The sequence below is a fragment of the Nitrosomonas oligotropha genome (assembly GCF_900106555.1).
Taxonomy (GTDB): Bacteria; Pseudomonadota; Gammaproteobacteria; order Burkholderiales; family Nitrosomonadaceae; genus Nitrosomonas; species Nitrosomonas oligotropha_A.
This window is the reverse complement of record NZ_FNOE01000003.1, coordinates 151,725-166,520: the sequence shown is the minus strand read 5'-3', so window position 1 is coordinate 166,520 and position 14,796 is coordinate 151,725. Positions and strand designations below refer to the sequence as shown.

Genomic DNA, 14,796 nt, shown 5'->3' with positions numbered 1-14,796 from the left:
TTTTACTCAAATTTTTGAATGATCGGATTCTTCGCAGCCTTCTGCCCCACCCCAATAAACTGCCGGATATACGAAACCGTATTATCTGCCTCCCGCATCGCCAAATACAATTTCTGAAAAAGCCCTTGATCGCCGATTTGGATTTTTTTGAGCTGCAAATCCTTGTTCTTGATGTCGGCGAGCCATTCCGGCAGGACGCACACACCGCGGTTGAGGGCGGTCATTTGCAGCATGATTTCCAGGGATTCGATTTGTTTCAATTTTTCCGGTTCGAGGTGTGCGGGTGTCAGGAAATGCGTCAAGATATCCAGGCGTTCGAGCGGCACCGGGAAGGTTAACAAAGTTTCCTTGCACAAAAGCTCCGGCGTTACGAATCGAGTGTCTGCCAGTGGGTGATCAACAGATACCAGTAGCACCAGTTGATATTCCGCCAGAATTTCATAATCGATTTTTTCTTTTTTGACCCAATCAGGTGTGATCAGAACATCGATATGCTGGTTGAGCAGACCTTCCAATCCCGAGAATTGAAATTTCTGCACGATGTCGACGTCGATGCCGGGCATTTGCCGCATGTATTGGCCGATCATACCGGTGAGCCATTCAAAGCAGGGGTAGCATTCCACGCCGATGCGCAAGATGCCTTGCCGGCCTTCACCGTACGCTACCAGCGTTTTCTCCGCTTGCGCCAGCACCGGTAGCACTTGCTGGGCGGTTTCCAATAGCAGTAGGCCCGCCTGCGTCAGGCGCAAGCTGCGGCCTTCGCGTTCCCACAATTTGACTCCGAGTTTCTTTTCCAGATAACCGATCTGATGCGATAACGCGGGCTGACTGAGGCAGAGCGTATTGGCGGCTTCGGTCAGGGTGCCGTTGGTGTGCAGCGCTTGAATGATTTTCAGGTGGCTGTGTTCGATCATTTATAAGGTAACCTAATTGGAATGTGAAAATTGATCATTATTATTCATTACTCAACCTTCATACAATAGCGCTACTTTGATTAATCTTGGAGTGGTGATTTATGGTAACGACACACAATCTTGGATTTCCGCGCATTGGCAGAAACCGTGAGCTGAAATTCGCTTTGGAAAAATACTGGAAAGGCGATATTGCCGAACACGCCTTGCTGGAAATCGCAGCGCATCTTCAAACGCAGCATTGGCAAGATCAATCCAGGCTCGATTGGATTCCGGCGGGTGATTTTTCATTGTATGACCATGTGCTGGATACGAGTTTCCTGCTGGGGAATATTCCCGCGCGTGTCAGCGCATTACCGGGTGGCGCGCTGGACAATTATTTTCGCGTGGCGCGCGGCCGTTCGGTCAGCGATGGTAATGATTGCGCTTGCGTAAGCGCCGGTGAAATGACCAAGTGGTTCGATACCAACTATCATTACATCGTGCCGGAATTTGACGCAAACACACATTTTTCATTGCACGCCAGCCGTTTTCTTGAGCAGATCCGGCAAGCGCAACAGATTCACCCGCGAGTCAAGCCCGTCATTTTGGGGCCGGTCACTTATTTGTGGCTGGGAAAAGCCAAGGATGGCGGCGATAAACTGGATTTGCTGGACGATTTGTTAGATGTTTACGCGCAATTGCTGCATGAACTTAAAGACGCCGGTATTCAATGGGTGCAAGTCGACGAACCGGTGCTGGTCATGGAGCTTGACCAAGCATGGAAGCACGCGCTGCGCAAAACGTATTATCAATTGCAGGCTGCACCGGTCAAGTTGCTGTTAACCACTTACTTCGGGCAACTGCAAGACAATCTGCAATTGGCGTGCGAATTGCCGGTCGCCGGATTGCATCTGGATGCGGTCTCGGCGCACGATGAAATCGCCAAAGTAATCGATTGGCTGCCGGTGCATAAAATCCTCTCTTTAGGCGTGGTCAATGGGCGCAATGTCTGGAAAACCGATTTAACCGCGGCGCTGGATTGGCTCGAGCCGGTGCATGCCCGTTTGCAAGACCGGTTGTGGCTCGCGCCGTCTTGCTCACTGCTGCATGCACCGGTTGATCTGGAGAGCGAACAAAAACTCGACCGGGATATCCGCTCGTGGCTGGCTTTTGCGGTGCAGAAATTGGATGAAATCGGCCTGCTGGCAAAGGCTTTGAATCATGGCCGGGGTAGTGTCACCGAATTCTTGCGGGAAAATAGCGCGGCGATAACCAGCCGGAAACAGTCCAAACGCGTTCATAAAGCGTCGGTTAAAGCGCGCTTGCAGGAAATTAATGATGCGATGGGTACTCGGCAGTCGCCTTATCGTCAACGCGCGATCGTGCAGCAAAAACGATTTCAGTTGCCGCCTTTTCCGACCACGACCATTGGATCTTTCCCGCAAACGCAGCAGATCAGGCAAACGCGTCGCGATTATCGCGAAGGCAGATTGCCGGAATCGGCTTATCGTCAGGCAATGCAGCAGGAAATTGGCTATTGCGTGCGCGAGCAGGAAACGCTGGGATTAGACGTGCTGGTGCACGGCGAGCCCGAGCGTAACGACATGGTGGAATATTTCGGTGAACAGTTGGAGGGCTACGCCTTTACCCAGTTTGGCTGGGTGCAGTCGTACGGGTCGCGGTGCGTCAAACCGCCGGTGATTTATGGCGATGTTGCGCATGTCAAAGCGATTACCACGGAATGGATCAGATACGCACAATCACTCACCAGTAAGCCGATGAAAGGCATGTTGACGGGGCCGGTGACGATGCTGAATTGGTCCTTCGTGCGCGACGATCAACCGCGGCGTGAAACTTGCCTGCAACTGGCACTAGCGATACGCGACGAAGTATTGGCGCTGGAGCAAGCCGGTATCCGTATGATTCAGATCGATGAAGCGGCGCTGCGGGAAGGGCTGCCACTGAGAAAATCGCAATGGAATAGCTATCTCGACTGGGCGATTCGTGCTTTCCGCATTACCGCCAACGGCGTAAAAGACGAAACGCAAATTCATACGCATATGTGCTATTCGGAATTCAATGACATCATGGAAGCCATCGCGCGCATGGACGCCGATGTGATTACGATTGAAACATCGCGCTCGGATATGGAGTTGCTCGATGCTTTCGACCGATTTCAGTATCCGAACGAAATCGGCCCGGGCGTGTATGATATTCATTCGCCCAATATACCTTCCGTCGATTCGATCATCGGCTTGATGGAAAAAGCAGCGCAACGCATACCCGCCCAGCGCCTGTGGGTGAATCCGGATTGCGGGTTAAAAACGCGCAACTGGGAAGAAGTGAAACCGGCATTACGCAATATGATTGCCGCCAGCCGGTATTTGGCCAGCCATCTGAACCCGGCTCAAGCCAGCTAAATTTGACTTGCCGGTGTTATTTAGCGATGATATGCGGCATCTTTATCCATCACGGTTTAAAAGGAGTGATCATGACCACCAATACCATTCTGAAACAAAAAATCAGTGCCATTATCAGCGAGAAACATCTGCTGAAACATCCATTTTATATCGCTTGGACAGAAGGCAAACTGACCAAGGAACAGTTGCGCCATTATGCCGAACAATATTTTTATAACGTTCTGGCCGAGCCAACCTATTTAAGCGCGGTGCACTTCAACACACCGCATATCCATTCCGAAAGCAACAGCGGCGACATCAGCGTGCGTCAAGAAGTGCTGCGCAACCTGATCGACGAAGAACACGGTGAAAAAAATCACCCCGCATTATGGAAAAATTTTGCTTTTGCATTGGGTGCGAACGATAAAATCCTGGCCAATACAGCGGCATTACCGTCGACCGAGAATCTGGTCGACACCTTCCGAGATATTTGCCTGAACCGCCCGTTCTATGCCGGATTGGCAGCGCTGCACGCATTCGAGTCGCAAGTGCCTGACATCGCCGCAGTGAAAATCGACGGTCTGGCTAAATTCTATGGCATGAAAAACCCTGAAGATTATGAATTCTTCTCGGTACACCAAAAAGCCGACATCTATCACTCACAAGCCGAATGGGCAATCATTGAGCGCTTCGCCGACACGCCGGAAAAACAAGCCGAAGTGCTGGCCGCAACCAAGGAAGCGTGCGATGCGCTGTGGGGCTTCCTGGACGGTATCCACGAAACCTATTGCAGCAATCTGATTTGCGAAGAAAAGCAAGCTGCGACAGTACACTAAGTTTGTAATAACAAGCTTCCAGCTTACGATCAGCCCGGGATGGATCACAATGCAAGTTGTGTCTGTTCCGGGCTTGTTAATGATGAATCCGGTTTTTTCGTGATTCCAATCATCATAAAACCTTCTCTGCTTCAAATCGCCTGAATCCATGTCAACACACGATCGGTGCTGTTCGATAGCGCCCTATTTCAAGATTGCCGAGGGTCAAATCGACCAGTTCAAACAGCTCTGTGAGCAGTTTGTTGCCAGATCCAGTGTTGAGCCGAAATGCCTTTATTACGGTTTCAGCTTCAATGGCAGCGAAGCGTATTGCCGTGAAGGATATGAAGATGCCGAAGGGTTGCTGGCGCATTTGAACAATGTGGGTGATCTGCTGCAACGAGCGCTCGAGATGGCTGAGATCGTCCGTTTGGAAATCCACGGACCCGAGGAAGAGTTACAGAAACTGTATCAGCCGTTGGCCCAATACAATCCGCAGTATTTTGTGCTGGAACATGGTTTCCGGCGGTAATTTGCTGTTTGATTAATGCTTTTTGTTTTGGATGCTCGCTTCAATCGCGTCCAGCATCATTCCCGCTACGTTAAATCCCGTTTGCTGGGTAATTTCCTGCATCCCCGTCGGGCTGGTTACATTGACTTCGGTTAGGTAATCGCCGATCACATCCAATCCCACCAGCATTAAACCACGCTTGGCCAATTCAGGCCCGAGCGATTCTGCGATTTCCTGGTCACGTGCGGATAACGGCTGCGCTTTTCCGGTACCGCCGGCGGCCAGATTACCGCGCGATTCTCCCGGTTTGGGGATGCGCGCCAGCACATAGGGTACAGGCTTGCCGCCGATAAGGAGAATGCGCTTGTCGCCTTGCGCAATCTCGGGAATGAACCGTTGTGCCATGATGGTTCGCGTGCCGTAGTGAGTCAGCGTTTCAAGAATCACGCTGATATTGTGATCCGCGCTGTGTACACGGAACACGCTGGCGCCGCCCATGCCGTCGAGCGGTTTCAGGATGATGTCCTGGTGCTGTGCGAGAAATTCCCGGATTAAATGCGCTTGACTGGTTACCAGCGTGGGGGCGATCCATTGCGGAAATTGTGCGATGGCCAGCTTCTCGTTGTGATCGCGGATGGCGCGCGGACTATTGATGACGAACGCGCCTTGCGTTTGTGCCAATTCCAGCAGATACGTGCTGTAAACATATTCCAGATCGAAAGGCGGATCCTTGCGCATCAGCACGGCATCGAATTGATTGAGCGGCGTAGGCACGCTGTCGCTCGTGTTGTACCAATGGCCATCTCGGCCGGGCGTGTCCGTGAAGGTCAGGGAACGGCAAAAACCGGTGACGGTGTTGCCGGTCAATGCGATATCGTGCTGATAGAGCACGTAAATCTGATGATTCCGGGCGATTGCCTCGCGCATCATCGCAAAACTGGAATCTTTAGCGGTTTTAATTGAATCCAGTTGGTCGATGACAAAGGCAAGTTTCATGATGGAATCTAGGCGGGCCGTGGCGTTTGCGCATGTGGATCGGTTTGCTCCAATTCCAATGCGGCGGCTAGCAGCGCGAGCCGTGCAACGACACCATAGGCATAAAAGCGGTTTGGAATGACATTCGGCTGCGTGGCGCTGGCTTCCAGACAAGTGGTTTCAAACGCCAAGGGCACGAAATGCATGCCCGGCGCATTCAGGTTTTCGTCGATGCCGCGTCCGGTATGGACACGGTAAAAACCACCGACGACGTAGCGGTCGATCATGTACACGACCGGTTCGGCCACCGCTTGGTTGATTGTTTCAAAGGTGTAGACGCCTTCCTGCACCAGCACGTGGGAAACTTGCAAGCCTTCTTTTACTACGGCCATCTTGTTACGTTGCTTGCGGTTGAGGCTATGGATTTCCTCGCCGCTCTTGACCGTCATGATGCCCATGCCATACGTGCCGGAATCGGCCTTGACGATGACGAAAGGATCTTCTTTCACGCCATATTGCTGATATTTTTTCCTGATTACCGAGAGAATCCGGTCAATCGCGGCTGCGACGCATTCCACACCTTGTTTTTCCAGGAAATTGATTTCGCCGCACGAAGTAAAACGCGGGTTGATCAACCAGGGATCGATGCCGATCAAATCGGCGAATTCCTGTGCTACGCGATCATATGCGGCGAAGTGCTCCGATTTGCGCCGTGTCGCCCAGCCGGCATGCAAGGGTGGAATGACCGTTTGCTGCAAGTTCTGCAAAATATCCGGAACACCGTTAGATAAATCGTTATTCAGAAGCACCGCACAGGGATCGAAATTATGGACGCCGAGTTTGTTATTTTTACGGATAATGGGTTCCAGCGTGATGAACTGTCCATCTGGCAAATCAATCTGGGTGGCTTCGGTCACTTCGGGCAGCAAGGTGCCCAGGCGCACATTCAAACCGGCGCGCTGGATGATGTTCTGCAAGGTTGCGATATTCTGCAAGTAGAAGGTATTGCGCGTGTGGTTTTCCGGAATCAGCAGCACGCTATGCGCATCCGGGCATACTTTTTCAATCGCGCTCATCATCGCCTGCACGCATAGCGGGATGAATTCCGGGTTCAGGTTGTTAAAACCGCCGGGAAACAAGTTGGTATCAACGGGCGCCAATTTGAAACCGCTATTGCGCAGGTCGACCGAGCAATAAAAAGGGACGGCATGTTCGCGCCACTTGTTCCTGAGCCAATGCTCAATGGTAGGCATAGCATTGATAATACGGCTTTCAAGATCAAGAATAGGGCCGCGCAGAGCAGTAGAGAGATGAGGTACTGGCATTTCCGTATGAAGTATTAAATCGGAGCGATTATAGCATTATGTCTTGCGCCGATTGTGAAGCGCGCTATCCTTAAGTATCTTAGGGTACTTTGCCCAAAACCAATTTTTTGCCGGTATGTTCAATCCATTACAGCCTGTTCTCATTTTGTTAGCCGTGTCGGTATTGGCGGTGGTCGTTTTCCGTTTATTGCGGCTGCCGCCGATGCTGGGTTATTTATTGGCGGGCGTGAGCATCGGTCCGTATGCGCTGGGTTGGATCGCGGATTCTGACGAGACTCGCCATTTGGCTGAGTTTGGCGTGGTATTTCTGATGTTCAGCGTGGGCCTGGAATTCAGTTTGCCCAAGCTGATTACGATGAAGCGCATTGTTTTTGGTTTTGGCACGGCGCAAGTGGCGATCTGCATTCTTTTAGTGATGGCGATAGCTTGGATGCTGGCGCTGGATTGGCGCACCGGATTGGTATTGGGCGGCGCTCTGGCGATGTCTTCCACCGCTATTGTGAGCAAAATATTGGCCGAGCGGGCGGAACTCAATTCCACGCATGGCAGGCAGGTGATCGGCGTTCTGCTTTTTCAGGATCTGGCGGTTATTCCATTATTGATTGTGATGCCCGCTTTGGCGGCTGAGATCGATAGTGAAACGAACGACTTCAGCTTGATGCTGACGGTCGCTTTGCTGAAAGTGGCCGCTGTGCTGACCTTTCTGTTATTTTTCGGGCAGAAGTTAATGCGCCCCTGGTTTCATTTGGTCGCCCGGCAGAAATCGTCGGAATTGTTTGTGCTGAATGTGCTGCTGATTACGCTGGGTATCGCGTGGTTAACCGAACTGGCCGGTTTGTCTATGGCTTTGGGAGCATTTCTGGCGGGCATGTTGATCTCCGAAACGGAATACCGCTACCAAGTGGAAGACGATATCAAGCCTTTCCGGGATATTTTGCTGGGTTTGTTTTTTGTGACGATTGGTATGCTGCTGGATATGCAGGTCGTCATTGAGAACTTTCTATGGATATTTGCTATTTTGGCGGCACTGATTGTGCTGAAAATAGTCGTGATTGGAGGGTTGTCGCGTCTGTTTGGCGCGGATGCCAACGTCGCGATCAGGACGGGAATGAATCTGGCGCAAGCAGGAGAGTTTGGCTTTATTTTACTAGCGCAGGCGGGTGAATCCGGTTTGATCGAAAACTCAATTCTGCAGCCGGTGCTTGCGGCCATGGTGCTATCGATGTTTATCGCGCCATTCATTATTGAATATAGTGAATCGATGATTCACCGCTTATACGGCTCGGATTGGATGTGCCGCGCTATGCAGATCACGTCTATCGCGGCGCAGACGATGGTGTCGCAAAATCATGTGATTATCTGCGGTTACGGGCGCAGCGGTCAGAGCATGGCGCGGATATTGGAACAGGAATCCATATCGTTTATCGCCTTGGATCTTGATCCGCAACGTATCCGCGAGGCAGCCGGCGCGGGGGAGGCGGTGGTGTACGGCGATGCGGCGCGACGCGAGGTGCTGATTGCCGCGGGACTGATGCGCGCCAAAGTATTAGTTGTCAGTTATGCTGACACGGTTTCTACGTTAAAAATTCTGAAACACGTTCAGGAGTTGCGCCCGGAATTATCCGTTGTTGTCCGGACGCGCGATGACTCCGATATTGATATATTGAAAGAAGCCGGGGCTACGGAAGTGGTCGCGGAAATCATGGAGGGGAGCTTAATGTTGGCGTCCCATGCGCTGATGTTTGTCGACATATCGACCGGGCGGATTTTACGCCGCATCCGAAAAATTCGTGAGCAGCGTTATAGTCTGTTGCGCGGTTTTTATTATGGCGTGACCGATGGAGCAGAGGACAACAGTGAGAAACTGTTGCCGCGTTTGCTGACGATTACCATTATTCAAGGCGCGGCTGCGATTCATAAAACACTGGGCGACATTGATCTGGCAAGCTTGGATGTCGAAGTTACTGCGGTGAGAAGACGCAACATTCGCGGATTATTGCCCACCGGGGAAACACGTCTGGAACTTGGCGATGTTATCGTGCTTCGTGGAACGCAAGAAAATCTCGCGGCGGCTGAAATTAAGTTAATTCAAGGCTGAAAATTGCTGATTGAAGGGATTTTGACTCGATGAGCGGATAACAATAGGATTTATATTAATATCGATTCGAGTCATTCCAATCCCATTCATTCAGTATGGCTATAATCGTTACAAGCTACTAAGAATAGACAGTTTTCTTCAAAAAGTGTATATTCTCCGTTCCGTCCTTTGGGCTCTTCATAGCTTAAAAGGCAGATGTTGGTAATCTTGATGATTACATGACAAGTAGCAATTAGAATGGCGCATAAAAAAAGCGTAAAATTCATCATTTATGGAGGGAGATATGATTAAAGCTGTTCAAGCGATTGTTGGTCTAGGATTGCTCTGTTTAGGCGCAACTCAAGCAGCTGTGGCTGCTACAGACGTTTCTAAATTACCGCATGTTAAACAAACATTGGTGGCTCCACCAAATGTGCCTGCACATGAGCAAACTTCAAAAGGGCCAAAAGTTGTTCAAATTACAATGGAAACCCAAGAGAAGCTGATTGAAGTTGCGCCAGGTGCAAAAGTTTGGGCGCTGACTTTCAATGGTAGTGTTCCTGGTCCGCTTATCGTTGTGCATGAAGGCGACTATGTTGAATTGACATTAAAAAATCCAAAATCAAGCACATTGGCCCATAACGTAGACTTCCACGCTGCAACCGGCGCGCTGGGTGGTGCTGGTTTAACACTGGTTCAACCAGGTGAAGAAGTTGTACTGCGTTGGAAAGCAATTAAAGCAGGTGTATTCGTTTATCATTGCGCACCTGGTGGAACCATGATTCCATTCCACGTTATTTCCGGTATGAGCGGTGCCCTCATGGTATTGCCTAAAGATGGTTTGAAAGACAACAAAGGCAAGCCATACAAATATGACCGTGCATACTACATCGGTGAACAAGATTTCTATCTGCCAAAAGATGACAAAGGTAATTTCAAAACCTATGGCTCACCAGCAGAAGGCATGGCAGATATGTTGGAAGTTGCTAAAGGACTTATCCCAACACACGTAGTATTCAACGGTGCAGTTGGTGCATTGACCGGTGACAACGCACTGAAAGCCAAAGTGGGTGAAAAAGTTCTGTTTATCCATTCACAAGCTAACCGTCCTTCCTATCCGCACTTGATCGGTGGACACGGTGATCTGTATTGGGTAGGCGGTTCATTTGGTGATGCGCCTCTGACCAACCAAGAAACCTGGTTTGTTCCAGCAGGTGCCGCAGTTGCTGCTGCTTATGAATTCCATCAACCTGGCTTGCATGTATACCTCAGTCATAACCTGATTGAAGCTGTATTGCTGGGTGCTGCTGCTCACATGACAGTTGATGGTGCTTGGAATGATGACATTATGACTCAACTTAAAAAACCAGCTAGCTTTGATGCAAAAGCTGGAATGGACCACTAAGATTTGATGTAGTGTTCTATTGGGGTAGTGTTAAAAGGCCTCAACCTGTTATGGGTTGAGGCCTTTGTCGTTTTAATTCCTTGAGTTTTCATTATTGCTTGTTACAACTTTATGACGATTAAATCCCATATTCGTACGGTTCCTCACTACCCCCATCACGGCATTATGTTCCGTGATATCACGACATTGCTAAAAGATCCGATCGGACTGCGAACAACTATTCAGGAAATTGCAAAGCGTTACAGCAATGTGGAAATTGATAAAGTGATCGGCATTGAGTCGCGCGGTTTTATTATCGGTGCGCCCGTGGCCTATCAGCTGGGTAAAGGTTTCGTGCCGATTCGTAAGCGCAATAAATTACCGGCGGAAACGATAGGAAGAGACTATCAGCTGGAATATGGCAGTGACCGGATTGAAATTCACGTCGATGCGATCCAACCGGGAGAACGAGTGCTACTTGTGGATGATTTGATTGCCACCGGTGGAACCGCTGAAGCTGCTGTTGGCCTGATCCGTGATATGGGCGGTGAAGTGGTGGAGTGCTGTTTTGTGATCGATCTGCCGGACGTGGGCGGTAAAGCCCGGTTGGAAAATCTGGGATGTCCGGTGTTTGCGTTATGCGAATTTGAAGGCGACTAGATACGTTGTTTATAGTGTTCTTTTTAGTACCAACGGGTTTTTATTACGTTCGTTCTAATGCGGATAATATTTTTTCATGGATGCCGCCAAAACCTCCATTGCTCATGATTAAGATATGATCGTCAGGCTCAGCGATTACTGCGATAGCTTGGACGAGCTGATTCAAATCATCAAAACAACGCGCCTTGTTATGTAATGGCAGCATGGCATCTTTAGCCCAGTGTGCATCGCGGGTGAAGCAAAGCACCTGATCAGCTTCGCTCAAACTCTTCGCAAGAGAATCTTTCCATACTCCCATTTTCATGGTGTTTGAACGCGGTTCCAGGACTGCAATAATCCTTGCTTTACCGGTATGAGTCCGTAAGCCTTCGATAGTCGTTTGAATGGCGGTTGGGTGGTGAGCAAAATCATCATAGACGGAGACACCGTTGACCGTGCCGCGTTTCTCCATACGGCGTTTGACATTCTTAAATTGTGCTAATGCTTCGATGCCAATGTTGACGGGTATTCCGGCATGCCGCGCAGCGATCAGCGCAGCCAGCGCATTCATGCGGTTATGTTCGCCTAATAAATCCCATTGTAAGCTTCCGTGAAATGTTTCGTTGCAATAGACATCGATCGTATTGTCAGCCCGCGCTTTGGTATGCCAGCCACTATCAGTGCCGAATTCTTCTACCGGTGTCCAGCAGCCTTGTTTCAGGACATGCTTCAGATTTGGATCTTTGCCATTTGCGACGATTAAACCGTTATTCGGAATAACTCGTACAAAGTGATGGAATTGCCGTTCAATCGCTGCAAGATCTGTAAAAATATCCGCATGATCGAACTCAAGATTATTCAGTATCGCTGTTTTCGGGTGGTAATGAACGAATTTAGAACGTTTATCGAAAAATGCCGTGTCGTATTCGTCTGCCTCTATGACAAAGAAAGGCGAGGTGTTTCCGATCCGTGCCGAAATACCAAAATTCTCGGGAATTCCACCGATCAGGAATCCCGGATTCAATCCGGCATAATCCAAGATCCAAGCTAACATGGAGCTGGTCGTGGTTTTTCCGTGGGTACCGGACACGGCGAGTACCCAGCGATGCCGTAGAATATTTTCCGATAGCCACTGCGGACCGGAAATATAGGGTAAATTCCGGTTGAGTATTTCCTCCATCAGTGGATTGCCGCGTGTAACGACGTTACCGATGACGAAAATATCCGGTTGTAACCGGATCTGTTCGGGCGAATAACCCGCTATTAATTCGATCCCTTGAGACTCAAGTTGCGTGCTCATCGGTGGATAGACATCCTGATCGCAGCCCGTCACAGTGTGACCGGATTCGCGTGCAATGGCTGCAATACCGCCCATAAAGGTACCGCAAATTCCGAGTATATGAATATGCATGATTAGTTTGAAATTCTTGATTCTGCTGACAGAAAACTACTAATATGATTGGCAAGTTTGGGCAATTATAATGGATATGGCAGGGCAATACCGGATGTTGATATTTTATTCATTCATAGAGCGGCTAAAAGGAAAGGGTGCGGTGATGATTATTCTTTTAATCTCAATGTGCTAATTTCCAAATGGAAAGCACTCGATCGATTGATACGCATTATCGCGGACGATTCGCACCATCGCCAACCGGACCGCTGCACTTTGGTTCGCTGGTGGCGGCTGTAGGCAGCTATGCCGATGCGAAATTTCATGGCGGCAAATGGCTGGTTAGAATTGAGGATGTCGATTTGCCACGTAGAGTACCTGGAGCGGCCAAACAAATTTTGGATACGCTCGAGAAATTGGGTATGGAGTGGGACGAGGAAATCATCTACCAAAGCCGCCGTTCCGAGGCATACCGGGAGGCTTTGGATGTTTTGGATAAACAAGGTTTATTGTATCCCTGCACGTGCTCCCGGAAGGAAATCGCGGATTCCAGTATCACCGGTTTATATGGCTTCATTTATCCCGGAACTTGCCTGAACAATCCCGTCTCACTGCAAAGTGCACATGCGCTTCGTATTCAAACCCATGATGATATCATTCAGTTTACCGATGGTTTGAAGGGATTGTATACGCAGAAACTGCACAGTGAAGTGGGTGATTTTGTGTTACGCCGGGCTGATGGAATTTATGCCTATCAGCTTGCGGTTGTGGTGGACGATGCTGCGCAGAATATCACGCATGTAGTTCGCGGCGCCGATCTAATCGATTCCACGCCACGACAAATATTTCTGCAGCAACTGTTGCGTTATCCGGTACCGCAATACATGCATTTGCCCGTGGTAACAAACGCGGCAGGAGAGAAGCTCAGCAAGCAAACAAACGCTGCCCCGGTGAATACGGCTGAGGCATTAAAAGAGCTGGTTGATGCGTTGCATTTCCTGGGTCAGCAGCCGCCACTAGAGATTCTGGAAGGCGATATTGCTTCTTTTTGGGACTGGGTCATGCAAAATTGGCGCGTGAACCGGATTCCAAACGGTGTGGTATAAAGATAAAGCCATGCAGCTGGTAATTATGCTAGGCTGTAGTGCAGCCGGGTTCAAGTTAACATTACCGGCGCAAGGTTTTGCGTTAATCATAGATAAAGGTAAGGAGTGATCGTGGCTTTGCTGCCATTTAATATTTCCAAGCAAAAAAGGTTGAAGGTGGTCATTGCCGGTGGCGGATATGCCGGACTTGCCGCGTTAACCAATCTATTACAATTTGCTCCGGATACCGACATTACGTTGATCGATCCTAAAACGCAGCATCTAAAGATTACACACTTACATGAAACATTTCGCTATCCGCTAACCGATTTGCTGGTTCCTTTTGCCGACATAGAAAGTCGTTACGGGTGCCGGCACATTCCGGCAGCGGTGAGCTTTGATCAAAGCGCGTTGGAGAGCTATCAGGATGAGCGGCAGCTGGTTGTGAATGGTGAGATAGTTGATTTTGATTATTTGATTGTCGCGAGCGGTTGCGAGAGTCAGAAAAATGATCATGTCGATAGCGGCAATTTGCTGAGTCTGAATGATTTTGCCACGATAAGCGGATCAGATTTATTAACCCGGCTGCTCGACCGGAATGACTCACCGGAATTGTCGATTTCCGTTGTAGGCGGAGGAGCCACGGGGATACAGTTTTTATTCGAAATAAAGCAGTTTCTCGATCGGATCAGACGTAAGGTGGAATTGCGCTTGATCCACTCGGGCGAGCATGTGCTGGAGCAATTTCCTGCCGGGTTTGGTACTTATGCGGAATCCCGCATGCGGGATATGAATATCGCTTTTTATCCGAATACATATTACCGTGAACAGCAAACCGGAAAAATTTTACTGACGGACAAGGTGACTGAACAGCAGTTTGAATTGCCTTCCAGTCTGACCCTACTGTTTTTGGGAAAAAAGCCGCGCAATATTTTTACCGCAAATGCTTTCGGACAGGTTATAGTTGATCAGAAACCGCTACCCAATATTTTTGTAGCGGGTGATTGTTCGTATTACCAGTCGCTTGGATCGAATACATTGACCGCGCAATCCGCTGTCAGGAAAGGTAAATTAGTGGCGCGAAACGTGTTGCGGCATGCGGGATTTCCCGGATTGCTCGAGCCTTATCTCCACCATGAATTGGGTTATGTGGTGAGTCTGGGGCCGTCGGATGCGGTAGGCTGGCTGGTTGCGGAAGGTAACTTGATTACCGGTATTCCAGCTTTAACGATTAAAGAAATTGTTGAAGCGCAATATGACTTATTATTGGCAGGAATCGATACCTATTTGGTTTAGCAAACAC

The 14,796-nt window shown here is 49.5% G+C and carries 12 protein-coding genes; 8 read left to right on the top strand and 4 right to left on the bottom strand.

Translation table 11 applies throughout. The annotated features are described in order from the left end of the window. Nucleotides 1-2: 2 nt before the first annotated feature. Nucleotides 3-914, bottom strand: a complete 912-nt coding sequence (locus BLU57_RS03260; RefSeq protein WP_090316119.1) for a LysR family transcriptional regulator — start codon at nucleotides 912-914, stop codon at nucleotides 3-5. 101 nt (nucleotides 915-1,015) lie between these two features. Here BLU57_RS03260 and metE point away from each other — a divergent pair, with 101 nt between their 5' ends. From metE to BLU57_RS03245, 3 genes are all read left to right on the top strand, one after another. After that, nucleotides 1,016-3,313, top strand: a complete 2,298-nt coding sequence (gene metE / locus BLU57_RS03255) for a 5-methyltetrahydropteroyltriglutamate--homocysteine S-methyltransferase (RefSeq protein WP_090316117.1) — start codon at nucleotides 1,016-1,018, stop codon at nucleotides 3,311-3,313. Nucleotides 3,314-3,384: 71 nt separating this feature from the next. Further along, nucleotides 3,385-4,128: a 4-aminobenzoate synthase gene (locus BLU57_RS03250; protein ID WP_090316114.1), complete on the top strand. Its 744-nt coding sequence runs from the start codon at nucleotides 3,385-3,387 to the stop codon at nucleotides 4,126-4,128. A gap of 148 nt (nucleotides 4,129-4,276) precedes the next feature. After that, nucleotides 4,277-4,639, top strand: coding sequence for a putative quinol monooxygenase (locus BLU57_RS03245; RefSeq protein ID WP_090316111.1), 363 nt, complete (start codon nucleotides 4,277-4,279; stop codon nucleotides 4,637-4,639). 12 nt (nucleotides 4,640-4,651) lie between these two features. Here the strand turns inward: BLU57_RS03245 and gshB are convergent, their stop codons facing one another. Then, nucleotides 4,652-5,614 carry a glutathione synthase gene (gene gshB, locus BLU57_RS03240; RefSeq protein ID WP_090316108.1) on the bottom strand — a complete coding sequence of 321 codons (963 nt, stop codon included), beginning with the start codon at nucleotides 5,612-5,614 and terminating at the stop codon, nucleotides 4,652-4,654. Between the two features lie 8 nt (nucleotides 5,615-5,622). Continuing rightward, nucleotides 5,623-6,918, bottom strand: a complete 1,296-nt coding sequence (gene gshA, locus BLU57_RS03235) for a glutamate--cysteine ligase (RefSeq protein ID WP_090316105.1) — start codon at nucleotides 6,916-6,918, stop codon at nucleotides 5,623-5,625. A 115-nt stretch (nucleotides 6,919-7,033) separates the two neighbouring features. Here gshA and BLU57_RS03230 point away from each other — a divergent pair, with 115 nt between their 5' ends. The 3 genes from BLU57_RS03230 (at nucleotide 7,034) to BLU57_RS03220 (ending at nucleotide 11,039) form a co-directional block, all read left to right on the top strand. Next, entirely contained in the window at nucleotides 7,034-9,016 is a 1,983-nt protein-coding gene (locus BLU57_RS03230; RefSeq protein ID WP_090316102.1) for a monovalent cation:proton antiporter family protein, read from the top strand. Between the two features lie 283 nt (nucleotides 9,017-9,299). Next, the gene (gene nirK / locus BLU57_RS03225; RefSeq protein ID WP_090316099.1) at nucleotides 9,300-10,400 is read left to right on the top strand and encodes a copper-containing nitrite reductase; all 1,101 of its coding nucleotides are present in this window, start codon (nucleotides 9,300-9,302) and stop codon (nucleotides 10,398-10,400) included. A 111-nt stretch (nucleotides 10,401-10,511) separates the two neighbouring features. Continuing rightward, nucleotides 10,512-11,039, top strand: coding sequence for an adenine phosphoribosyltransferase (locus BLU57_RS03220; RefSeq protein ID WP_090316096.1), 528 nt, complete (start codon nucleotides 10,512-10,514; stop codon nucleotides 11,037-11,039). A 43-nt stretch (nucleotides 11,040-11,082) separates the two neighbouring features. Here BLU57_RS03220 and mpl read toward each other — a convergent pair whose 3' ends face one another. Further along, nucleotides 11,083-12,429 carry a UDP-N-acetylmuramate:L-alanyl-gamma-D-glutamyl-meso-diaminopimelate ligase gene (gene mpl / locus BLU57_RS03215; protein WP_090316093.1) on the bottom strand — a complete coding sequence of 449 codons (1,347 nt, stop codon included), beginning with the start codon at nucleotides 12,427-12,429 and terminating at the stop codon, nucleotides 11,083-11,085. 182 nt (nucleotides 12,430-12,611) lie between these two features. On the opposite strand from mpl, the gene gluQRS reads away from it, so the two are divergent. Both gluQRS and BLU57_RS03205 read left to right on the top strand, forming a co-directional pair. After that, entirely contained in the window at nucleotides 12,612-13,514 is a 903-nt protein-coding gene (gluQRS, locus tag BLU57_RS03210) for a tRNA glutamyl-Q(34) synthetase GluQRS (protein ID WP_090316090.1), read from the top strand. A gap of 111 nt (nucleotides 13,515-13,625) precedes the next feature. Then, nucleotides 13,626-14,789 carry an NAD(P)/FAD-dependent oxidoreductase gene (locus BLU57_RS03205; protein WP_090316087.1) on the top strand — a complete coding sequence of 388 codons (1,164 nt, stop codon included), beginning with the start codon at nucleotides 13,626-13,628 and terminating at the stop codon, nucleotides 14,787-14,789. Nucleotides 14,790-14,796: the final 7 nt, after the last annotated feature.